At 67.4% G+C, this 21,331-nt stretch carries 19 protein-coding genes and 1 pseudogene; 6 read left to right on the top strand and 14 right to left on the bottom strand.

Annotated features, from left to right (window positions below; genetic code table 11):
• Positions 1 to 190 precede the first annotated feature (190 nt).
• From ACFVVK_RS06830 to ACFVVK_RS06870, 9 genes and pseudogenes are all read right to left on the bottom strand, one after another.
• Complete coding sequence (locus tag ACFVVK_RS06830; protein ID WP_390265233.1) at positions 191 to 487, bottom strand: putative quinol monooxygenase; 297 nt, start codon at positions 485 to 487, stop codon at positions 191 to 193.
• Between the two features lie 161 nt (positions 488 to 648).
• On the bottom strand, positions 649 to 1,587 hold the full coding sequence (locus ACFVVK_RS06835) for an ABC transporter permease (protein WP_390265236.1): 939 nt from the start codon (positions 1,585 to 1,587) through the stop codon (positions 649 to 651).
• Entirely contained in the window at positions 1,577 to 2,302 is a 726-nt protein-coding gene (locus ACFVVK_RS06840; RefSeq protein ID WP_390265240.1) for an ABC transporter ATP-binding protein, read from the bottom strand. Before ACFVVK_RS06840 ends, ACFVVK_RS06835 begins: the two co-directional genes overlap by 11 nt.
• A gap of 58 nt (positions 2,303 to 2,360) precedes the next feature.
• Positions 2,361 to 3,551 carry an ABC transporter substrate-binding protein gene (locus ACFVVK_RS06845; RefSeq protein WP_390265243.1) on the bottom strand — a complete coding sequence of 397 codons (1,191 nt, stop codon included), beginning with the start codon at positions 3,549 to 3,551 and terminating at the stop codon, positions 2,361 to 2,363.
• A gap of 283 nt (positions 3,552 to 3,834) precedes the next feature.
• Positions 3,835 to 5,283, bottom strand: a complete 1,449-nt coding sequence (locus ACFVVK_RS06850; RefSeq protein ID WP_390265246.1) for a sulfate adenylyltransferase subunit 1 — start codon at positions 5,281 to 5,283, stop codon at positions 3,835 to 3,837.
• Positions 5,283 to 6,254 carry a sulfate adenylyltransferase subunit CysD gene (gene cysD, locus ACFVVK_RS06855; protein ID WP_390265248.1) on the bottom strand — a complete coding sequence of 324 codons (972 nt, stop codon included), beginning with the start codon at positions 6,252 to 6,254 and terminating at the stop codon, positions 5,283 to 5,285. The genes ACFVVK_RS06850 and cysD overlap by 1 nt, the downstream gene beginning before the upstream one ends.
• Positions 6,251 to 7,021 carry a phosphoadenylyl-sulfate reductase gene (locus ACFVVK_RS06860; RefSeq protein ID WP_390265251.1) on the bottom strand — a complete coding sequence of 257 codons (771 nt, stop codon included), beginning with the start codon at positions 7,019 to 7,021 and terminating at the stop codon, positions 6,251 to 6,253. The genes cysD and ACFVVK_RS06860 overlap by 4 nt, the downstream gene beginning before the upstream one ends.
• Positions 6,985 to 8,733, bottom strand: a complete 1,749-nt coding sequence (locus ACFVVK_RS06865) for a nitrite/sulfite reductase (RefSeq protein ID WP_390265254.1) — start codon at positions 8,731 to 8,733, stop codon at positions 6,985 to 6,987. The genes ACFVVK_RS06860 and ACFVVK_RS06865 overlap by 37 nt, the downstream gene beginning before the upstream one ends.
• Before the next feature lie 54 nt (positions 8,734 to 8,787).
• A pseudogene (locus tag ACFVVK_RS06870) lies at positions 8,788 to 9,623 on the bottom strand (sirohydrochlorin chelatase).
• Positions 9,624 to 9,684: 61 nt separating this feature from the next.
• Here ACFVVK_RS06870 and ACFVVK_RS06875 point away from each other — a divergent pair.
• Both ACFVVK_RS06875 and ACFVVK_RS06880 read left to right on the top strand, forming a co-directional pair.
• On the top strand, positions 9,685 to 10,350 hold the full coding sequence (locus ACFVVK_RS06875; protein ID WP_390265257.1) for a trimeric intracellular cation channel family protein: 666 nt from the start codon (positions 9,685 to 9,687) through the stop codon (positions 10,348 to 10,350).
• Between the two features lie 20 nt (positions 10,351 to 10,370).
• The gene (locus ACFVVK_RS06880) at positions 10,371 to 10,799 is read left to right on the top strand and encodes a hypothetical protein (RefSeq protein ID WP_390265260.1); all 429 of its coding nucleotides are present in this window, start codon (positions 10,371 to 10,373) and stop codon (positions 10,797 to 10,799) included.
• Positions 10,800 to 11,020: 221 nt separating this feature from the next.
• On the opposite strand, the gene ACFVVK_RS06885 is transcribed toward ACFVVK_RS06880, so the two are convergent.
• The 4 genes from ACFVVK_RS06885 to ACFVVK_RS06900 all read right to left on the bottom strand — a co-directional run bounded on the left by ACFVVK_RS06885 (position 11,021) and on the right by ACFVVK_RS06900 (position 15,644).
• Positions 11,021 to 11,857, bottom strand: coding sequence for a type IV toxin-antitoxin system AbiEi family antitoxin domain-containing protein (locus ACFVVK_RS06885; protein WP_390265263.1), 837 nt, complete (start codon positions 11,855 to 11,857; stop codon positions 11,021 to 11,023).
• Positions 11,858 to 12,378: 521 nt separating this feature from the next.
• The gene (locus ACFVVK_RS06890; RefSeq protein ID WP_390265266.1) at positions 12,379 to 13,479 is read right to left on the bottom strand and encodes a polyprenyl synthetase family protein; all 1,101 of its coding nucleotides are present in this window, start codon (positions 13,477 to 13,479) and stop codon (positions 12,379 to 12,381) included.
• Positions 13,476 to 14,852, bottom strand: coding sequence for a geranylgeranyl reductase family protein (locus ACFVVK_RS06895; RefSeq protein ID WP_390265269.1), 1,377 nt, complete (start codon positions 14,850 to 14,852; stop codon positions 13,476 to 13,478). The genes ACFVVK_RS06890 and ACFVVK_RS06895 overlap by 4 nt, the downstream gene beginning before the upstream one ends.
• A gap of 12 nt (positions 14,853 to 14,864) precedes the next feature.
• A complete protein-coding gene (locus tag ACFVVK_RS06900; RefSeq protein WP_390265617.1) occupies positions 14,865 to 15,644 on the bottom strand; it encodes a demethylmenaquinone methyltransferase in 780 nt (259 codons plus the stop codon).
• Positions 15,645 to 15,769: 125 nt separating this feature from the next.
• Between ACFVVK_RS06900 and ACFVVK_RS06905 the strand changes: the two genes are divergently transcribed.
• The 4 genes from ACFVVK_RS06905 to ACFVVK_RS06920 all read left to right on the top strand — a co-directional run bounded on the left by ACFVVK_RS06905 (position 15,770) and on the right by ACFVVK_RS06920 (position 20,124).
• Positions 15,770 to 17,185 (top strand): isochorismate synthase MenF, encoded by a 1,416-nt coding sequence (locus ACFVVK_RS06905; protein ID WP_390265272.1) that lies wholly within the window; start codon positions 15,770 to 15,772, stop codon positions 17,183 to 17,185.
• Positions 17,186 to 17,402: 217 nt separating this feature from the next.
• Positions 17,403 to 18,356, top strand: a complete 954-nt coding sequence (locus ACFVVK_RS06910) for an ABC transporter substrate-binding protein (protein ID WP_390265274.1) — start codon at positions 17,403 to 17,405, stop codon at positions 18,354 to 18,356.
• A gap of 35 nt (positions 18,357 to 18,391) precedes the next feature.
• Entirely contained in the window at positions 18,392 to 19,351 is a 960-nt protein-coding gene (locus tag ACFVVK_RS06915) for an amino acid ABC transporter permease (RefSeq protein ID WP_390265277.1), read from the top strand.
• Complete coding sequence (locus ACFVVK_RS06920) at positions 19,348 to 20,124, top strand: amino acid ABC transporter ATP-binding protein (protein ID WP_390265280.1); 777 nt, start codon at positions 19,348 to 19,350, stop codon at positions 20,122 to 20,124. Before ACFVVK_RS06915 ends, ACFVVK_RS06920 begins: the two co-directional genes overlap by 4 nt.
• Before the next feature lie 201 nt (positions 20,125 to 20,325).
• Here ACFVVK_RS06920 and ACFVVK_RS06925 read toward each other — a convergent pair whose 3' ends face one another.
• Positions 20,326 to 21,270, bottom strand: a complete 945-nt coding sequence (locus ACFVVK_RS06925) for a hypothetical protein (protein ID WP_390265281.1) — start codon at positions 21,268 to 21,270, stop codon at positions 20,326 to 20,328.
• Positions 21,271 to 21,331: the final 61 nt, after the last annotated feature.

Genomic DNA, 21,331 nt, shown 5'->3' on the forward strand with positions numbered 1-21,331 from the left:
TCACGCAAGGTAATGCCGCGTCACATAATTGGGCGTCCCTGTGGGCCCCAGCGGCACGCGGGTGGCACACCGAGGACCCGGGCGACGGTCCGGGGGCACTTTGACGGCCGGATTAGCCAGTTCGGGCGGAAACCCCGGCGTGTCCGTGTCAATGTGCCCCCGCTCCGGACCCAGCGGAGCGACACTGCGGCTATTTCACCGCGATGAGTTCGATCAGTCTGATGTCCGGGTCCTTGGACAGCAGGGTGGGTCCGTGTTCACCGAGGGCCGCGGGGATGGCCCCGTTGAGGTGCGCCTGCCGGTCTTCCTCGGTGTCAAAAGTGTCGAAGATGCCGAAGGTGTAATCGTTGACCCTGAAGGCATACCAGGTCCGGGTCCCCGGTTCTTTCAGGACGACCTCACGGGCCCCGTTGAGGAAATCCCAGACCTCTTGCTCCTTCCCCAGTTTGGCTTCGACCAGTGCCAGCACTCCATATTTTGCCGCCACGGCTACCTCCTGAACAGTTTTGGGATGGGGCCGGACGCCGGCCTTGTCGTGAGTCTAGGCACGCGGTCTCGGCGGTACAAGGGTCCGCCGGCGGACAGCAGAAAGCCCGACGGCGAACATCGCCGTCGGGCATTCTTTTTGTTTGGTATTGCCGAGGTGCTTTACCGGGTGCTGCCGGCGAGGAGGCCCCGGCGGCGGAGCAGCCGCTTTTCGACCGGGGCGAAGACGAGCAGCTCGATCAGGATGCCCACGGCGAGGATCAGCAGGATGGCGCACATCACGATGGTCATGTCGGACAGGACCCGGCCCTGGTCCAGCAGGGAGCCGAGGCCGAAACCAATGGTCCCGCCCACGGCGATGATTTCCGCGGCCATGAGGGACCGCCAGGAGAAAGCCCACCCCTGCTTCAGGCCGCCGAGGTAGCCGGGCAGGGCGGCCGGCAGGACGATTTGCAGGGCCAGCTGGAACCGGGACGCGCCCAAGACCTTGCCGACGCTGCGGTACTGCGGCGGAATCTGGTCCACGCCGGAGATCAGTCCGTTGATGATCGACGGGATGGCACCCATGAACACCACGAAATACACGGTGGCATCGGTGATCCCGAACCACAGGATGGCCGCGGGCACCCACGCCACGGACGGCAGCACCTGCAGCCCGGAGATCAGCGGCCCGAAGGCACGCCGGAGCGGTGCCACCTGCGCCAGCAGGAGCCCCACCGGCGTCGCGACCACCACGCTGATGAGGAAGCCGACAACTCCGCGCTGCAGCGAGGTCCAGACGGCCTCCTGCAGCTTGCCCTCACCCCATAGGGTTCCGACCTGGCCGAGGACGTCCAGCGGTCCGGGCACCACGTCCCGGCGCTTGAAACCAAGAGATACGTAGAGCTGCCACGCCACCACCAGCACGGCCAGGGCCGCGACGGGTAAAAGGATCCGGCTCCAGTCAATGCCGGCCTTGCGCCCGGCGTCGGACTGCAGGGAATCGAGCCCGGACTCCAGTTCGCGCAAGTCGGCCGAGCCGGTGGAAGACCGGGTCAGGGCCGCGTGCACTTTGCGGGCCTCGGCCGGTGCTTCCACCACGGGGAGTTGGTTACTTGGCATGGCGGCGGATCTCCTCGCGTAGCCGGGCCGTGATGACCCCGGTCAGTTCACCGGCGAGGCTGGCGTCGGTGCGGTGCTCTTCGGTGACGTGCCATTCCTGTACCACCCGGCCGGGCCGGGAGGAGAGCAGCAGCACGCGCTGGCCAAGCCGGACGGCCTCACGGACGTTGTGCGTGACGAAGACGATGGTGCGGCCGGTTTCCTTCCAGATGCGTTCGAGCTCGTCGTGGAGCAGGTCGCGGGTAATCGCGTCCAGCGCCGCGAAGGGCTCGTCCATCAGGAGCAGCTGCCGGTCCTGGGCCAAGGAACGGGCCAGGGACACGCGCTGGCGCATCCCGCCGGAAAGCTCGTGCGGGCGTTTGTCGCCCGCCCCGCCCAGGTGCACCAGGTCCAGCAGCTCCCCCGCCCGGACCCGGCGCTCAGCCTTCCCGACGCCGCGCAGCTTCAGGGCCAGCTCGATGTTCTCCCGCGCGGTCAGCCAGGGAAACAGTGCGGCGTCCTGGAACATGAAGGCTGCGCCGTCGCTGGGCACCTCCAGGGCGCCCGACGTCGGTGCCTCCAGCCCCGCCATAATGTTGAGCAGAGTGGACTTGCCGCAGCCGGAGGCACCGAGGAGGGCAACGAACTCGCCCTGCCCGATGGTGGCGTTGACGTCGTCCAGCACCGGGGCGCCAGCGCCGAAGCGCTTGCCCAGGTTTTCCAGTACGACTGGCATGGTCAGGTCCTTACTGTTGTGGCGGAACTGTTGTGGCGGATGGCTGGTGGCCAGGAAACTAGTCCTTGCCAAGCCCTTCGGCGGAGACCTTCTTGCCTGCAGAACTCTCGCCCAGGACACTGTTGAGCGCCGTGAGGTCGAAGATGCCGTTGATGTCGGCCTGCTTGGTGGTGCCAGCGTCGACGCCGTCCTGAAGCAGCTTCTTGTACGTCCCGGCGAGCGGGTCGGTGGTGAAGACGATGTTCTTCAGGGACCGGTCGATGACGTCGGCCGGCAACGCCTTGCCGGCGGCTGCCTTGAGTGCGTCATTGAGGACCGTGGCCTTCTCGGCGGCGGGCGCCGCATTGAGCCAGTTGACAGATTCCACATGGCCCTTGAGCAGCGCCTGCACGGTGGCGGGGTGTTCGGCCGCGAACTTCTTGTTGACGATGAGGACGGTGGTGATGAATTCGCCCTTCTCCCACAGGTCCTTTTCGTCGACCAGAACCTTCGCGCCGGCCTGGAGCACCAGGCGGGAGGCCCAGGGCTCCGGCAGCCATGCGCCGTCGAGCTTGCCGTCCTGGAACAGTTTGAGGGTCTGGGCGTTCTCGGTCGGGTTGATCGCGACGTCGCCGCTGCCGTCGGTGGAGGTCTTGAAGCCCTGCTTGCCCAGCCAGGCCCGGAGCGCGACGTCCTGGGTGCCGCCGAGCTGCGGGGATGCGAGCGTCTTGCCCTTGAGGTCGGCGGCGGAGTTGATACCGGGCCTGACCACCAGCTGGGCACCGCCGGATGCTGCGCCAGCGATGATGCTGATGGATTGGCCGTTGCTCTTGACGTAGGAGTTGATGGCCGGGTTGGGTCCGATGTAGGTGGCGTCAATGGCGCCGGCGTTGAGGGCCTCGATCGCGGCCGGGCCTGCGTTGAAGGTCTGCGTGGTGAGCTTGGTTGCGCCGAGGTCCTTGGCGATGAGGCCCTTGCTGACGCCGACCAGGGCCGGGGCGTGGGTGATGTTGCCGAAGTAGCCGAGCTTGAGTTCGGTGGCCGGGCTGGTGTTCGCGGCGGCCACTGCCGGGGCGGCCTCCGGACCGCGGGACAGCGTCGAGGCCACGGCCGCGCCGGCGCCGATCAGGAGCACCAGCCCCGCGATCAGGGCGATTTCAAGGGTGCGCTTGCGCTTGGGCTTGGTGTTCTGGCCGGCGACGATCCGCGTGGTGCCGGCCCGCGGTTCCGGCTGCGAACCGGGCGCGGGGTTTTCGGGGGTGCGTGACATGGGAGAAGTCCTGTTCTGGGGATGTGTTCGGAAGGGCCGGGCGGATGCGTCAACGCCGGCGACATCGCCCCGGGAGATACCTGAGGGGGCGGCTTAAGAACCGTTCCGATGAAGTCATGAATTCACCATAGGGAGTGTCACGAACGCGGTTCAATGGTCCGGAAACCCGGGGTCACGGGGGTTCACGCAGCGTCATATTCGGCTGCAAAAGACGGCAGCCTGCCTCCCGGCCCCGCACTTCGCGTCGGGCCGGGAAACAGGCTGCGTCTGGGCGCCCGTGAGCCTAGATCGAGTAGCGCTCGTCCTCATGGTCGCCGGGGTGGTCCTTGACCAGGCCGGCGGCGAGGGTGTTGCCGTCCAGCGGGTCGATCACGAGGAACGCCCCGGTGCGGCGGTGGTGCAGGTAGTTCTCCAGCGGCAGCGCGGCGGCGAGCCGCAGCTGCGCGTGCCCGATGTCGTTCAACTCCAGGGACGTAGTCGGCTCCAGGCCAAAGCTGGCGAGGTCCAACTTGCCCGTCACATTCCGGACCAGGGCCTGGACCGTGCGGGTGCCGTGCTTGACCAGCACCTTGGCGCCCTCCCGGAGCGGCTTCGGGGACAGCCAGCAGAGGGCGGCGTAGAGGTCGGCGGAGGCCTCGCGGACGGTGCCCACGGCCGCGATGGTGTCACCGCGGGCGACGTCGAACTCATCTGCCAGGCGCAGCGCCACGGACTGCGGGGCGGCGGCCTCGGCGAGCTCGCGGCCGGCGAAGTCGATCCCGGTGACGGTGGTGGTGCGCGGGGACTGGCCCGGTGTCAGGATGCTGACCTGGTCACCGAGTTTCACGGAGCCTTCGGTGATCTGGCCGGCGTAGGCGCGGTAGTCCCGGTACGCCTCGGGATCGAGGCCGCCGTCGATGGCGTCGGGAGCCAGGGCGCCCTGCGGCCGGATGACCAGCTGGACCGGGAAGCGGAAGCTTTCCAGATGGCTTTCGAGTTCGTCGGCGGCCGGCAGGGTCTCGAGGACTTCCAGCAGCGCCGGGCCCTCGTACCACGGGGTCCGCTCCGAGCGGTCCACGACGTTGTCGCCGTCGAGCGCGGAAACGGGGATGACGAAAAGATCGGCCACCCCGCCTGTATTTGATTCTTCACGGCCCAGTCCGAGTTCGCGGCCGACCTGATGGACGTCCGCCTCGATCCGGCGGAACACGTCCTCGCTGAAGTCCACGAGGTCGATCTTGTTCACGGCCACGATCACGTGGGCCACGCGCAGCAGCTGCAGCACGGACAGGTGCCGGCGGGTCTGCTCCAGGACACCCTTGCGGGCGTCGATGAGCACGACGACGGCGTCCGCGGTGGACGCGCCGGTCACCGTGTTCTTGGTGTACTGCACGTGGCCGGGGCAGTCCGCGAGGATGAAGCTGCGGCGGTCCGTGGCGAAGTAGCGGTACGCGACGTCGATGGTGATGCCCTGCTCGCGCTCGGCACGCAGGCCGTCGGTCAGCAGGGCGAGGTCAATCGCCCTTGTCCCGGTGGCTCCTTCGCCGCCGAAGCCGCGGTCCGCAGAGGTGCGGGCGACGGCGTCGAGCTGGTCGGCGAGGATCGCCTTCGAGTCGTGCAGGAGCCGGCCCACCAGGGTGGACTTGCCGTCATCGACGGAGCCGGCGGTGGCGAAACGGAACAGGGAAGCGGACGCCAGCGGGGCCTCGTCCAGGAGCGCCGCGGCGCGGGCGGTGTCAATGTCGGTAGTCATCAGAAATAGCCGTCCTTCTTGCGGTCTTCCATGGCGGCCTCGGAGATCCGGTCATCGGCCCGGGTGGCGCCACGTTCGGTGATGGTGGAGGCGGCAACTTCAACGACGACGTCGCGCACGGTGGCGGCGGCCGATTCCACGGCGCCGGTGCAGGACATGTCCCCCACGGTCCGGTAGCGGACCGTCTTGGTGAGGACTTCCTCGTGCTCGCGCGGCTGGGAGACCTCGCCGACCGCGCGCCACATGCCGTCGCGGGCGAAGACTTCGCGGTCGTGGGCGTAATACAGGCCCGGCAGCTCAATGTTTTCACGCTCGATGTAGCGCCAGACGTCCAGCTCGGTCCAGTTGCTGATCGGGAACGCGCGGACGTGCTGGCCCACGGTGTGCCGGCCGTTGTACAGGTTCCACAGCTCCGGGCGCTGGTTGCGGGGGTCCCACTGGCCGAACTCGTCCCGCAGGCTCAGGATCCGCTCCTTGGCCCGCGCCTTGTCCTCGTCGCGGCGGCCGCCGCCGAAGACGGCGTCGAACTTGTTGCGCTGGATCGCGTCCAGCAGCGGGACAGTCTGCAGCGGGTTGCGGGTGCCGTCGGCACGCTCGGCCAGCTCACCGGAATCGATGAACTCCTGGACGGAGCCTACGACGAGCTTGAGGCCCAGCCGCTCCACGGTGCGGTCACGGAAGTCGATGACTTCGGGGAAGTTGTGGCCGGTGTCGACGTGCAGCACCGGGAAGGGCACCTTGCCCGGCCAGAAGGCCTTGGTGGCCAGGTGGAGCATGACCACGGAGTCCTTGCCGCCGGAAAACAGCAGCGCGGGCTTCTCGAACTCGGCAACGACCTCGCGGATGATGTGGATGGCCTCGGACTCGAGGGTGTCCAAAGACGACAGCCGGGCGGTGGAGGTTGGCGTCTCAGCCGCGTCAGTTTCCAGCACAGACAGCTCCAGGTCCTCGGTGGTGATTTGAGTGCTCATACGTGTAGTCCGCATTCTGTCTTGTCGGTTCCTGCCCAGCGGCCGGCGCGGGGATCGTCGCCGGGCGCCACCTTGCGGGTGCAGGGCTGGCAGCCAATGGACGGGTAGCCCTGTGCCAGCAACGGGTTGACGGGAAGGAGGTTGTCATCGGAGTACTGCACCAGCTGGTCGAAGCTCCAGGCCGCCACGGGGTTCACCTTGACCAGGCCGTTGGCCTCGTCCCAGATGATCAGCGGGGTGTTGGTGCGGGTAGGCGCCTCGTCGCGGCGGACTCCGGTGAACCAGAGCTCGTAGCCGGCGAGGGTGCGGCGCAGGGGCGCCACCTTGCGCAGGGCGCAGCACTGGGCGGCGTCGCGGGCGAAGAGGTCCTTGCCCAGGAGCCGGTCCTGCTGCTCCACCGTGTTCTCCGGCAGCACGTCCACGACGTTGACGCGCAGGTTCGCCGCGACCTCGTCGCGGGTCGCGTAGGTTTCCGGGAAGTGGTAGCCGGTCTCCAGGAAGAGAACGTCGACGCCGGGAAGCTGGTCCGCGACGAGCGCCGGCAGGACGGCGTCGGCCATGGAGCAGGCGACGGCGACGGCGGGCAGCTCGAAGTTGCGGGCCACCCAGGCGATCACATCGCGGGCCGGGGCATCCCAGCCGAGCTCGGCGGCGCCGGACTCGGCCAGCGCCTTGAGCTCGTCGTGTGAGCGGAGGGCGGGGCCGGTGGCAGGCGATGCCTGAACCCCGCTCACTGCAGTGCCTCCTCGTCGGCTGCGTGGGCCCATTCGGCGAAGGTCTGGCCCTCGACCCGGTCCGCCACGAACCTCCGCACCACGCGTTCGACGTAGTCCGGAAGGTCCGCGACGTACACCTTCAGGCCGCGGACTGTGCGTCCCAGGCCGGCCTCTTCACGGTCCGAGGACGCGAGCCCGCCGCCGAGGTGGACCTGGAAGCCGGGCGTCGGGTCGCCGTCGGGCGTCGGAAGCATCATGCCCTTGAGGCCGATGTCGGCCGTCTGGATCCGCGCGCAGGAGTTGGGGCAGCCGTTGATGTGCAGGGACAGCGCCTGCGGCAGCTGCTTGCTCTCGGCGAGGTCGGCGAGACGGCGCTCCAGCTCGGCAACCGCGGTGGCCGCGGTGACCTTGGTTTCGACGATCGCGAGCTTGCAGAACTCGATGCCGGTGCAGGCGATGGTGCCGCGCCGGAACACGGAGGGACGGGCGGACAGGCCCAGGGCATCGAGCTCGGCCACGAGCGGTTCAACCTCGTCCTTGGCCACGTCGAGGACCACGATCTTCTGGTGCGGGGTGGTGCGCAGGCGCCGGGAGCCGCGGGCCTCAAGGGTGTCGGCGAGCTTGACGAGCTGGCTGCCGGAGAGGCGGCCGGCCAGCGGGGTGGCGCCGATGAAGAACTTGCCGTCCTTCTGCTCGTGCACGCCGACGTGGTCGCCGGGCGTGGACGGCTTGGGCGCCGCCGGGCCGTCGGAAAGCTTGAAGCCGAGGTATTCGTCCTCCAGGATCTGGCGGAACTTCTCCGGCCCCCAGTCGGCCAACAGGAACTTCAGGCGCGCCTTGGTGCGCATGCGGCGGTAGCCGTAGTCGCGGAAGATGCTGGTCACGCCGAGCCAGACCTCCGCGGCCTCCTCGGGCTTGACGAACGCGCCGAGCCGCTTGGCCAGCATGGGATTGGTGGAGAGCGCCCCGCCGACCCAGAGGTCGTAGCCGGCGCCGAGTTCGGGGTGGACCATGCCTACCAGGCCGAAGTCGTTGATTTCGTGGACCACGTCCTGGCTGGGGTGCCCGGTGATGGCGGTCTTGTATTTCCGGGGCAGGTTGGCCAGCTCCGGGTCGCCGATGAAGCGTTCCGAGAGTTCCTGGATCAGCGGCGTGGGGTCGATGATCTCGTCCTTGGCGATGCCTGCCACCGGGGAGCCGAGGATCACGCGCGGGACGTCGCCGCAGGCCTCGGTGGTGGACAGTCCCACGGCCTCCAGCCGGCGCCAGATTTCCGGCACGTCCTCGACCCGGATCCAGTGCAGCTGGATGTTCTGGCGGTCGGTGAGGTCGGCGGACTCGCGGGCGAAGTCCACGGAGATCTGGCCGATGACGCGCAGCTGCTCGGTGGTGAGGGCGCCGCCGTCGATCCGGACGCGGAGCATGAAGTACTTGTCTTCGAGTTCGTGCGGCTCCAGCGTGGCGGTCTTGCCGCCGTCGATCCCGGGTTTGCGCTGGGTGTACAGGCCCCACCAGCGGAAGCGGCCGTGCAGGTCCGTGCCGTCGATGGAGTCGAAGCCGTGCTTGGCGTAGACGGACTCGATACGCTCACGGACATTGAGGCCGTTGTCTTCCTGTTTCCAGGTCTCGTTGGCGTTCAGCGGCTCAGTGCCGTCCACTTTCCACTGCCCGTGCGGCTTTGCGGCGGGACGTGAGGTGGGGCGCTTGGTACGGCCGGGTGCAGCCTGGTCCGTGGACGCTCCGGCTAGAGCTGTATCAGTCATGCATCGACTGTAGGGCGGCCCGTAATGCCGTCACAAAGGGTCAGAAACGGGAGGTCACCTAGGGAAATATTTCGTCACGAACCGCCGTAAAGCCTTGAACAAGCCCGGCCGCTGTGCATCCGCCGGTGCATCCGCCGGGCTCGCTACGCGCCGGGTCGGGAGGCCGCCGCGAGGGCAGCGTCATAGCGTTCCAGCGCGATCTCGGCGAGCACAGGGGACGGCAGCAAGGGCTCGGTCACGAGGTCCGCGCCTGCCTTGCCGAGCTGGTCGTGGAAGAAGCCGTGGGCCAGCAGGTAGGAGGCGATGACCACGCGGCCGCCTAGGTCCACCGCACCGGCGGACTCCCCGGCGCCGGCCCCGCCAGCGGCCTCTTCGCGGAGCATGGCGACGGCCTCCGGGACCGAGGGTTTGGCGGAAGCGCCGTAGGCGGCCACGATCCGGTTGGACCGCAGCGCCCGCAGCTGGTCGGCGAGTTCCTCGACGTTCCGCGACGCATTGGGGTCGGAGGAGCCGGCGGCGGCGAGGATGACGGCGTCGTTGTCTGTCACACCGGCCTCGCGCAGGCGCTGATCCAGCAGGGCGGCGAGCCGGGGGTCCGGACCCAGCGGCGCCGCGGCCCGGGTGCCCGGCCGGCTCTTCACGGCCCGGGCAATGTCCACCTTGACGTGGTACCCGACGCTCAGCAGCAACGGAACCACCACGGCGGCCTCCCCCGCCGGAAGCCCTGCCACGACGGCCGGCAGGTCCGGTTCCTGCACGTCGACGTAGGCCTCGCCGACGTGCAGCCCCGGCCGGAGGGCGGCGATTCCGTCCCGCAGGGCATTGACCTCCGCGGCTCCCTGGGGGCTGGACGTGCCGTGGGCGCAGGCGATCAGGATGGGGCTATTCATAGCGGCTAGCGTAACCTTGGAGCCGCCCTATCCGCCCTCTTGCTATCGACCGGGACGCTTCATGACCTTCTCCTTCAGCTTTGTCCTGGTCTGGCTCGAACTCGCCGGAGTCTTCTTCTTCGCGGTCTCCGGATCGCTGCTCGCGGCGCGGAAACAGTTCGACCTGATCGGCTCGCTGCTCCTGGCCTCGGTGGTAAGCCTGGGCGGCGGCGTCATCCGCGACATCATCCTGAACACCGGGCCGCCCGCCGCCTTCACCAACCCGGCTTACCTGGCCCCTCCCGTCCTTGCCGTGGTGCTGGTGTACTTCCTCTTCTCCAGCGTCCAGCGCTTCACCTCGCTCCTGGTCCTCTTCGACGCCGGCGGCCTGGCCCTGTTCTGCATCACTGGAACCCTGAAGGCCCTGTCGGCGGGGATGAATCCTGTGTCTGCCGTGCTGCTGGGTGTCACGACGGCGGTGGGCGGCGGCCTGCTCCGGGACATCACGGCCAACGAGGTGCCGCAGCTTTTCGACCCGCGGGATCTGTACGCCGTTCCGGCGTTCGCCGGGGCCACTGCGACCGTGGTCCTGTCCCTGACGGGCGCCTTCACCGGGGTCACGGCCTGCGCCGTCGCCGCCGTCGTGTTCGCCTTCCGGATCACGGCCTGGCGGTTCCGCTGGCACCTTCCGCTGGCAGTGCGCGGCTGGCACCGGCTGGGCTTGGATACGGCGGAAAACGGCAGCTGAAGTTTGGCTAGGATAAGACCATGACTGACATGTTCCTCGAGAAATTCCGCGCGCTTGTCCCGAAGTATCTCGAAGACGAATGGCAGGAAGAGGATGGCCTCGCAGCCGATGAACTCGACACCGCTCTGGCCGAGCACCAGTTCCAGATCCCGCTGGTCCTGCGCGAGTTCTACCTCGCGATCGGCGGCTGCGAGGACCTCATGGAGGCCTACCACTACTTCTGGGACCCCGAAGAGCTGGAAGTTGATGACGAGGGCTTCCTGATGTTCCTCGAGGACGAGGAAGAACAGTTCACCTGGGGATTCCGCGTGGGCGATCTCAGCGTCCCGGATCCGATCGTGTACCGCCGCAACAACGCCCGCGCCCAGTGGAAGAGCGAGGAAGGGACCTTTTCCGAATTCGTCTTCGACATGTTCGAGTGGGCCTTCAACGACGAGGACGAAGACTAGGGCAGCTGCCGGTTGGGCCCCGGGGCCACAAACACTGTGTGACCTCCAAGCCGCCAGTACCTTGGGAAATCGGCGGTGCGGGGGCACTTTGGCGCCGGACACGCCGCCACACAGCCGGGAAACCCCCACTGAGGCCTCAAAGTAGCCCCCGACGGCGGCCCGCCCCCCGGTCGTCACTGCTGGAAGTCGCACGGGGCGCCGACGACGGCCACGACGGCTCTTCACGGGTGGAAGCCACCCCCACGCCACAGCTCCAAGACCGCCAAGACCTGCGCAAGCATCCGTTCGGGGTGGTGGACGACGAGGTCGTAGCCGAATCTGAGAACCAGGTATCCTGCGACGACGCTTGCGTTGTTCCGCCCCCGGTCTTTCTTCACCTGCTGCGGCGCCAGATGCGATTCGCCGTCTGTCTCCACCACGAGGAAGTCCTCAATGAGGAAGTCCACCTCGCCGACTCCGGGGATCTCCACATGTCGCCGGACATGCAGCCCGGCCCGGCAAAAGGCGGTGTTTGCCAGAACTTCCAGCAGCGAATCCGCCCGGGGAATGACCAGGTCCAGCACCGCTCTGGCCCGGCCGTTTCGGTTGCCATCGAGTTTGCCGCGCAGGAAATCCAGACTGATGTCTCCACGCCCTACGGCACATTGAACCATGACCAGGGATTCCAACTCGGGAAGACAGTGGAGTGCGTGAATCAGGACATCGGCGAGGCCGGCCACAGGCAACCACGGGTGCCGAGGATGCCGGCAACGGCCATGCGCTATGGAGCCGGGCGGCGGCGTCCGATGGCCAACAGATAGATGCAGGCTTTGCGCCGGCATCAGCGTCCACAACGCGTAGTCCGGAGCGGCCGACAGACAAGTCAGCAGACCCGTCACCTCGCACGCGGCCCGGTACGCGCTGGGATCCAGCGGCAGTCCGTATTGACCGCGGCGGATCCGCACAATGGTGCCGTCCGCCACGGCTGCGGATATCCGGTGGCGGCTCAGTCCAGCGAGTCTAAGGTCAGCAGCGGTGGCTGTTCCTCCCCGCGAGGCAAGATAACTGGCAATGTTCATTCCGCCAATTTGCTCTGCCGCGGGGCAGCCCGGCCCACCACGGATGGGCTATGTGGAGAACTACGGACCGGACAACCTCGACACAACCAGGGCACTTTGACGCGGACACGCCGGTTGACCAGCCGGGTCAGAGCCCGCAGGGACCCAAAGTTGCCCCCGGCGGCCGCGGCCAGGCCGACCGAGGCGCGCTCTTACACTGACACGACGGCGGACCGGCCGAGTAGGGTCCCACAGGGGTTACAGGGCTTCCAGAGGGCGCCGCTCCGGTTCAGAAAACCCCGTGACAACCAATTTACAAAAAGTGCTGGACAACATGACAAATCTGTCATAGTCTCTTTCTTGGGTTCACCAAATGCCTCCGGTGGATCTGATGCGAACGGAGAAATGGCCCCGGTTCGGCACAACGGAAGACTCGAACGTTGTGAGGAACCGGGGCCATTCCGTTTAAGCCGGGGGGCCAGCAGGCGGGTGGGCCGGCACCGGAAACCGGCGGGATGCCGTAAACCAGCGGCGGCGGAAGCCTAGCTGCTGCGGTCCACCACGGCGTGCGCGAAGCTGGTCAGCGAGGCCTTCACGACGCCTTCGGGCAGCGGCGCCAAGGCGGCAATGGCCTCGTCGGCCCAGGTGCGTGCCACCACCCATGACTGGGCGGTGACGGGGTGTTCCCGCAGCCCGGCCACGGCGGCCGCCAGCGCCTCGTCCGAGCTGAGGTCGCCGTCGACCAGCGTCAGGAGTTCCACGGCGGACTGGTCACCGTCGCGGGCGGCCTTGCGCAGCAGCAGCACGGGCAGTGTGGGGACGCCTTCGCGCAGGTCGGTACCCGGGGACTTGCCGGACTTGACCTTGATCCCGGTGACGTCGATGACGTCGTCGGCGAGCTGGAAGGCAACACCCACCTTTTCGCCGTACTCCACCAGCAGGGCCTCGTAGGCCTCGTCGGCGCCGGAGAAGATGGCGCCAAGCTGCCCGGAGGCCGCCACGAGCGAGCCCGTCTTGTCCGCGATGACGGAGAGGTAGTGCGCCAGCGGGTCCTCGTCCGGCCGCGGCCCCACCGTCTCGTGGAGCTGGCCGAGGCAGAGCCGTTCGAAGGTCCGCGCCTGGATGCCCAGGGCACGGGAGCCGAGCTCCGAGACCAGGATTGAAGCGCGCGCAAAGATGAGGTCGCCGGTCAGGACGGCGACGGAGTTGCCCCACACTTCGTGGGCCGTGGGCGCGCCGCGGCGGAACGGCGCGGAGTCCATGACGTCGTCGTGGTAGAGCGTGGCGAGGTGCGTGAGTTCCACGACGACGGCGGCCTGCACCACGGCGGGCAGGGATGCGTCGCCGAGGTGGGCGCACAGCAGGGTCAGCAGCGGGCGGATCCGCTTGCCGCCGGCTTCCACGAGGTGACGCGACGTTGCGTCGGCCAGCGGATCGGAGTTGGCAATGGCTTCGCGCAGCTTCTTTTCGACCCGGGCCAGGTTGGTGGTGATCGCGGGGCCGAGATCGGGGTCCCCCGCAATGGCTGTGAAGCCTGTCGGCAACTGGAGTCCGGTGGCGATCGCCGTGGTGTTAAGGTCGGGTTCAGAGCTCGGCAGGCCGTGTCCGGCGTGCTCCCAGCTTTGGTCTGCAGAGTTGGTCACGGGTTAACCCTAACTTTAGTCGCGGAAACCGCGGAGTTGGTGCCGGTGTGCGAAGCGCTGCCCGCGGCGGGGTTGGTCTGGTTGGAGGTGGCGGGGACCAGGGATTCCAGGACGCGGATGACTCTGTCCTCAAAGCCGTTGGCGGCCGGATCGGTGAGGTTGGCCAGCATCCGGACCACGAACCGCATGAGCACGGGGATGGGCATGCCCGTGCGCAATGCCAGTTTCATCACGGCGGGTTTGCCGATCAGGGCGGCGAATGCCCGGCCGAGCGTGAAGTGGGAGCCCCATTGCTGCTGCACGTAGCCGGCATACCGCGCGAGGTGCGCGTCGGCGGCCCTGGCGGCCGCCGTCCCGGAACCCCAGCCTGCCGAGGCGGACCGGGCGGCGGTGTCGGCGATGAATTCGGCGGCGAAGCGGGCGGACTCCATTGCGTAGGAGATGCCCTCGCCGTTGAACGGTGACACCATGCCGCCGGCGTCGCCGAGCAGGAGCAGACCGGGAGAGTAGTGCGGCGTGCGGTTGAAGCCCATGGGCAGCGCGGCGCCGCGGATCTCGCCCACCTGGTTCTCCGGGGTGAAGCCCCATTCGGCGGGCATGCCGGCGGTCCACTCACGCAGCACCTGCTTGTAGTCCAGCTTGCCGAACTCCTTCGAGGAGTTCAGGATGCCCAGGCCCACGTTGGAGGTGCCGTCGCCGACGCCGAACACCCAGCCGTAGCCGGGGAGGAGCTTGCCGTCCTGGCCGGGAAGTTCGAGCCAGCCTTCCATCCAGTCGTCGTCGTGCCGCGGCGAGGTGAAGTAGGTCCGCACGGCCACGCCGAGCGGGCGGTCGTCGCGTTTCCGGATGCCCAGGGAGACGGCGGTGCGGGTCGAGTTGCCGTCCGCGGCGAGGACGACGTCGGCAGTGAAGTCGCGCGTTTCGCCCGTCTTCCGCCCGGCGTCGTCCAGCAGTGCGGCGCGGACGCCGGTGACGCGGCCGTCCTCGGCCCGCAGGGCTTCGCTGACGCTGTGGCGCTCGAGCACGACGGCGCCCGCCGCCTCGGCGTGCCGGGCCAGTTGCTCGTCGAAGCCGAGGCGGGTCCGGATGAGCCCGTACTGCGGGAAGTCGGAGACCTCGGGCCAGGGCAGTTCGATCGTGCGGCCACCGGCGATCAGGCGCAGGCCCTTGTTCCGCCGCCAGCCCTCGGTTTCGGGATGCGGCAGTCCGAGCTTCTGGATCTCGCGGACCGCGCGCGGCGTCAGCCCGTCGCCGCAGACCTTCTCGCGCGGAAAGCTGGTCTTCTCCAGCACCGTGACGTCAATACCGGCTTTGGCAAGGTAGTAGGCGGCGGTGGATCCGGCCGGGCCCGCCCCGACAATCAGTACATTCACAACGGGTATCGGCTAACGCCCGGGCCGGACGATGTTGCGGCGCAGTTTGGCCACGGGCCCGGTGGGCGCGCCCGCGGCAGGGTCAGCCGCGGCGCCGGAGAGCGGCTTCTGGGCGCGGTGCACGGCGACGATGCCGCCGCTGAGGTTCCGATAGGTGACGGATTCCCAGCCGGCTTCCTGCAGCCACGCGGCCAGGTGGTCCTGGTCCGGCCACGCACGGATGGATTCGGCAAGGTAGACGTAGGCGTCCGGGTTTGAGGAGACCTTGACGGCGATGGCCGGCAGAGCCCGCATGAGGTACTCGGTGTACATGGTGCGCCAGAGCGGCACCACGGGCTGGGAGAACTCCGCGATGACCAGCCGGCCGCCGGGCTTGGTGACCCGCAGCATCTCGGCCAGGGCCTTCTTCGGCTCGTTGACGTTGCGCAGGCCGAAGGAGATGGTGCTGGCGTCGAAAGTGTCGTCCGCGAACGGCAGGCGCGTGGCATCCCCGGCGATGAAATCGATGTCCGGGCGGCGGCGTTTGCCGACCTTGAGCATGCCTAGGGAGAAATCACATGCAACGACGTTGATGCCGGCGTCCGCGTACGGTTCGCTGGACGTGCCGGTGCCGGCGGCGAGGTCCAGCACGCGCTGGCCGGTCGACACCCCCACGGCGTCGACGACAACCCGGCGCCAGCGGCGCGTCTGCCCCATCGACAGGACATCGTTGACGACGTCGTATTTGGGCGCCACGTCATCAAACATCGTGGCTACTTCGTCCGGACGCTTATCCAAGGATGCTCGGTTCACCATGTAATTGTCTCAAATGATCGGGGCGCCTACGAACCACGCCCTGAGCAGGGACTCTGCGCGCAGATTGTCACCGCCCGGCCCTGAAACCCGGCGGCGAAACGCAGTAGTAGTGTTGTGCCATCATGACGAGCACGTTCCGCACCTTGACAGTAGCCCTCGATGCCGAAACTTTCCCCGGGGGCCTGCCGTCGTTTCTCGTCCGGGACGATGTCCTCTGCTGGACGCGGCGCGAGGCCGGGCTCGTGGGCTTCGGTGAGATTGCCCGGTTCACCGCCACGGGCCCCGAAAGGTTCCTGGAAGCGGACATCTGGTGGCGCCACCTGGTCCTGGAGGCGGACATCGAGGATGCTGTGGACTGCCCCGGCACCGGCCCGGTTGCCTTCGGCTCCTTCGCGTTCTCCAAAGCATCCGACCACGAGTCCCGCCTGCTGGTCCCCGAAATCGTCGTCGGGCTCCGTGACGGCCAGGCGTGGCTGACCCAGTTGACGTTCGACGACGGCGAGCTCACCGCCGTCGGGGCCCGCGCCGCGCTGGAGCGCTGGCTTGGCAGCGTCAGTGGCGAGGCCGGCGGCGCCGGCGGCGGCAGTGCGATAAGCGAAGGTGCCGTGGCCGGCGCCGCCGTCGTGGACCCTCCGGCGCCGGGAGCCGCGGAGGCCGGGGCCGCCGTCGCCCGTGGCCTGCCGCTGGCGGCAGAGGCAACGCTGCACACCGGCTCGCTGAGCGAGGAAGGCTGGATGGCCGCCGTCGCCGCCGGGGTGGACGAGATCCGGGCGGGAGCGCTGGAGAAGCTGGTGTTGGCGCGGGACATCGTGGCCACCGTGCCCACGGGCGTCAATGCAGCGCAGGTGCTGCGGGAACTGTCCGCACGGTACCGCGAATGCTGGACGTACGGCGTGGACGGGCTGGTGGGGGCCACACCGGAGATGCTGATCCAGGTGGAGGGCCGGACCGCCCAGGCCCGCGTCCTGGCCGGCACCCTGGACCGCCGCGACGCCGAGGGCCTGGCCGGTTCTCCGCTGGAATTCGCCGAACGCGTGCTGGCCGGTTCCGAGAAGCAGCGCCACGAACACGACATCGCGATCCAGTCCCTGACCACGCAGCTGGCCCCCTTTTCCGAGGCCATGAACGCGCACAGCGAGCCGTTCATCCTGGAGCTGCCCAATGTGTGGCACCTGGCGTCGGATGTGAAGGCCGAGCTGGCCGAAGTGGAAGGCCATGTCCCCACGTGCCTGGCCCTGATCAATGCACTGCACCCGACCGCCGCCGTCTGCGGCACTCCCACCTCGGTCGCGGGCGCCTTGATCCGCAAGCTGGAGCATCTGGACCGCGGCCCGTACGCCGGGCCGGTCGGCTGGCTCGACGCGGCCGGCAACGGCGAGTGGGGCATCGCGCTGCGGGGCGCCGTCATCGAGTCGCCGCAGAGCGTCCGGCTTTACGCGGGCTGCGGCGTGGTGGACGGCTCCGTGCCCGAGACCGAGCTCGCCGAGACGTGGGCGAAGTTCCGCCCGATGCTGGAGGCGCTGGGCATCAGCAGCTAGCCTTTTTGAACCGGAAAGCTGGCTTGCACGCCGCCGTCGGCAGCAGCCCCCAGGGTGAATCCGGGATCACAGACGGAACGGGCGCTGGCGGCATTGCAATCGGGTCTGATTTAGTTATCCAATAGTGAAACTTAGTTTTCTGTGACGTACATCTCCTGTTCGGCGCTACACTATAACCGGCCTCGTTACCATCCCTCCGGCAACAAAAGGTAAGAAAATGCAGATCTCCCGTTCGTTCCTGAGCCACCCCGCGCTGAAGACCGCCACACTCCTCGCCGTTAGCGCCCTGGCCTTGTCAGCCTGCACGAACGCCTCCGAGACCGGCACCACCGGCGCGGCTTCCGCGTCCGGCAGTGCCGCAGCCAGCTTTGACCCCAGCACCGTCAAGAAGGACGATGCGCTGGCGGCCATGGTGCCTGAGGCGATCAAATCCAAAGGCACGCTGACCGTCGGCTCGGACACTTCCTACGCACCCGCAGAATTCCTCGGCACCGACGGCCAGACCCCCGTGGGGTACGACGTCGACCTCGCCAAGGCGATCGCTGCCACGCTGGGGCTGAAGGCACAGGTCCAGACCGCAGAATTCACCGGCATCCTTCCGGCCCTGGGCCCGAAGTACGACCTCGGCATCTCGTCCTTCACGATCAACCCGGAGCGGCTGGCCGCTGTGAACATGGTCAGCTATTTCAACGCAGGCACCGGCTGGGCTGTTCAGAAGGGCAACCCGAAGAAGGTCTCGCTGGATGACCTGTGCGGCAAGTCCGTCGGCGTCCAGACCGGGACGGTCCAGGAAGATCCGGATGTCTCGGGCCGCAACAAGAAGTGCACCGCCGAGGGCAAGCAGCCCATCAACGTGGTGACGCTCAAGAACCAGACGGATATCACCACGCGCCTGGTCAACGGCAGCATCGACGCGATGGCCGCCGACTCCCCCATCATCGGCTACGCGCTGACCCAGACCAACGGCCAGATCGAGAAGCTCGGCGATGTCTACGACGCCGCGCCCCAGGGCATTGCCGTCGCGAAGTCCGACAAGGCCCTGGCCGACGTCATCCAGAAGACCGTCACGAAGATGATGGAGGACGGCTCCTACAAGAAGATCCTTGAGGGCTGGGGCGTCGCTGACGGCGCCATCACCAAGTCTGCGGTCAACCCGGCGGCTACGTCTTGAGCCTCCCCTCAACCGAGCACACAGCAGGTGCAAAGATGGACAGCCAGGCCGCACCGGTACTGAATAATGCAGTACCGGTGCGGCACCCGGGCCGGTGGATCAGCGCCATCATCATCGTTGGCGTCCTTGTCGCCTTCCTGCAGAGCCTGTTCACGAATCCCAACTTCCGCTGGGATGTCGTCGGCACTTACATTCTGGACACCAAGGTGGTCCAGGGTGTCATGTGGACGCTCGTCCTGACGTTTGCCTCCATGGTCCTGGCCATCATCCTGGCCATCCTGCTGGCCTTCATGCGGCAGTCGGACAATCCCGTTTTCCGCTGGTCCAGCTGGACCTGGGTTTGGTTCTTCCGCGGCACCCCTGTCTACACCCAGCTGCTTTTCTGGGGACTCGCCACCGTGCTCTATCCGACGATCACTTTGGGAATCCCCTTCGGCCCGGACCTCATCACCTACGTGACCTCGGACCCGACGCGCGGCCTGATCCCGGCCATCCTTGGCTTGGGTCTGAATGAATCCGCGTACCTCGCCGAGATTTTCCGGGCGGGCCTGAAGTCCGTGGATCAGGGTCAGAGTGAGGCTGCCGAGGCGCTGGGTATGACCAAGGGCAAGATCATGCGCCGGATCATCCTTCCGCAGGCCATGCGAGTCATTGTTCCGCCTACCGGCAACGAGACCATCGGCATGCTGAAGACCACCTCCCTGGTGCTGGCCGTGCCGTTCACATTGGACCTGACCTTCGCGACCAACGCCTTGGCCAACCGCATTTACCTGCCCATTCCGCTCCTGATCGTCGCAGCCTTCTGGTACCTCGTCATCACCAGCATTCTCATGGTGGGCCAGCACTTCCTTGAGGCGTACTACGGCAAGGGCGTGGACAACCGTGCCCCCGCCATGGTGAACCCCGCTGCCGCCAAGGCCGCAGCAGCCGGTGTTCCAAGTGCCGACGCCGAGCCGGCCCTCAAAATGGACTTCCCTGGGGAGGACTCAAAATGACCGTCACCACTGAGAAACCGCTGGTTCAGATCGAGGGCCTGCACAAGTACTACGGCCACCACCACGTGCTGCGCGGCATCGACCTGACCGTCAAACAGGGCGAGGTGTCGGTGGTGATCGGCCCGTCCGGTTCGGGCAAGTCCACCATGCTCCGCTGCGTGAATCTGCTGGAGACCATCAGCGCCGGCCGCATTTCCGTGGGCGGCGAGCTGATCGGCTACCGCGAGGTCAAGGGCCGGCTCCACGACCTGAAGACCAAGGAAATCGCTGCGCAACGCCGCGAGATCGGCATGGTGTTCCAGCGCTTCAACCTGTTCCCGCACAAAACGGCCCTGCAGAACATCATGGAAGCCCCGATGCAGGTCAAGGGACAGTCCAAGGCAGAGGCTCGGAAGCGGGCCCTAGAGCTGCTGGACCGGGTGGGTCTCGGCGACCGAGCCGGGCACTACCCCTCCCAGCTGTCCGGCGGCCAGCAGCAGCGGGTTGCGATTGCCCGGGCCCTGGCCATGGAGCCGGAGCTCATGCTCTTCGATGAGCCCACGTCCGCGCTCGATCCTGAACTCGTCGGCGATGTCCTGAACGTGATGAAGGACCTCGCCAAGTCCGGCATGACGATGATCGTGGTGACCCACGAGATCGGTTTCGCCCGGGAGGTCGGGGACCGGCTGACGTTCATGGACGGCGGCGTCGTCGTGGAGTCGGGCGACCCGCGGGAGGTCCTGGCCAACCCCCAGCACCCGCGCACCAAGGAGTTCCTGAGCCGGGTGTTGTAACCCGACACTCAATTCGCCTAACGATGCGCAAATGCCCCGTCGCTACCGGAATTCCGGTAGCGACGGGGCATTTGCGCATCGCGGGCCAACTGCAGCGTCATGGCCACCGCGCGGATCGGGCCCGACGGCGGGGCGCACCGGACGCGGCCAGCTTCTGTTCCAGCCGGCCGGCCTCCATGAGGTCCGCCCAGACCCACCTGACTACGCGGAGCCCTGTGGCCCGGATCCGGTCTTCACGTTGCTTTTCGTCCACGACAGCCTGCGACGGGGTCCGGCCTCGGAGATATTCAGGTTCAGATATTTTTCGACGCCGTCGAACTCTCCCACCAGCCGTGCACCTCTCCAGTAATAGTCCGTGTAGGCCACGAAGCCGGAGCCGTCCCGGACTTCGTGCTGCAGTTCCGGTGGCTGGAAACCGGCCACGGACATGAGTGCGCGGCCGTAGGATTCCCCCGGGGACCCGGACCGCGGATCCGCGAAGTCCACAGCAGCCCGGATCCGGCGCGCGGCCGCCGCAGTGTAATTGCCGTCGACCCCGGCAAGAAGCTCATCCTTGGTGAGCGCGGGCAATCTCTGTGCCGCATCTGGCCCGAGCACATGGTCCAAGGGAACGATGGCTTGAGCAAAGGGTGTGAAAGCTGCGAGATCCAGCACCGTGCGCGCCCTCCCCGTCACCAGAAGCCCTTCGCGCCGGAAAACCTTGAGCCGGTCCGGCGCTGCATAGTGCCGCAGGACGCCAGCACGCGAGCGTCCGCCATCGTTCTGAAGCGTCAGCGCATGAACGGGGTGGCGCTGCCCAATGGTCGGGACGCCCCACACAGATGCGGCGGAATGCCGAGCAAAGACTGTGGGCGCCGTGAACGACTCCGCGGCGGCGCCTACGCGGAGCCGGTACTGTTGCCACGGCTGCAATGCCCTCCACGCCTCTCCGTCGACGTAGACGCCTTGGCGCACGCGAACGAGCGCACCCAACCGGCAACGCTCGGCCAGCTCTTTCGGCGTGAGCCCATGCTGGATGTGCTCACGCGCCAGGATCAGCCTGGGCAATTCGTTCATGAATTGAAGATCGCAACCGGGGGTCGGTAACACCAGAACTGAATGCCCGGGTGTGGAAAACCGACGCACATTCGGTTCGGCGACGCGCAAATTTCCCGGCGCTGCTTGTAGTCGGGTATCGGTGGGTATTTTGCGCGTCGCAGGGCACGAC

The sequence above is a fragment of the Arthrobacter sp. NPDC058192 genome (genome assembly GCF_042883665.1).
Classification (GTDB): domain Bacteria; phylum Actinomycetota; class Actinomycetes; order Actinomycetales; family Micrococcaceae; genus Arthrobacter.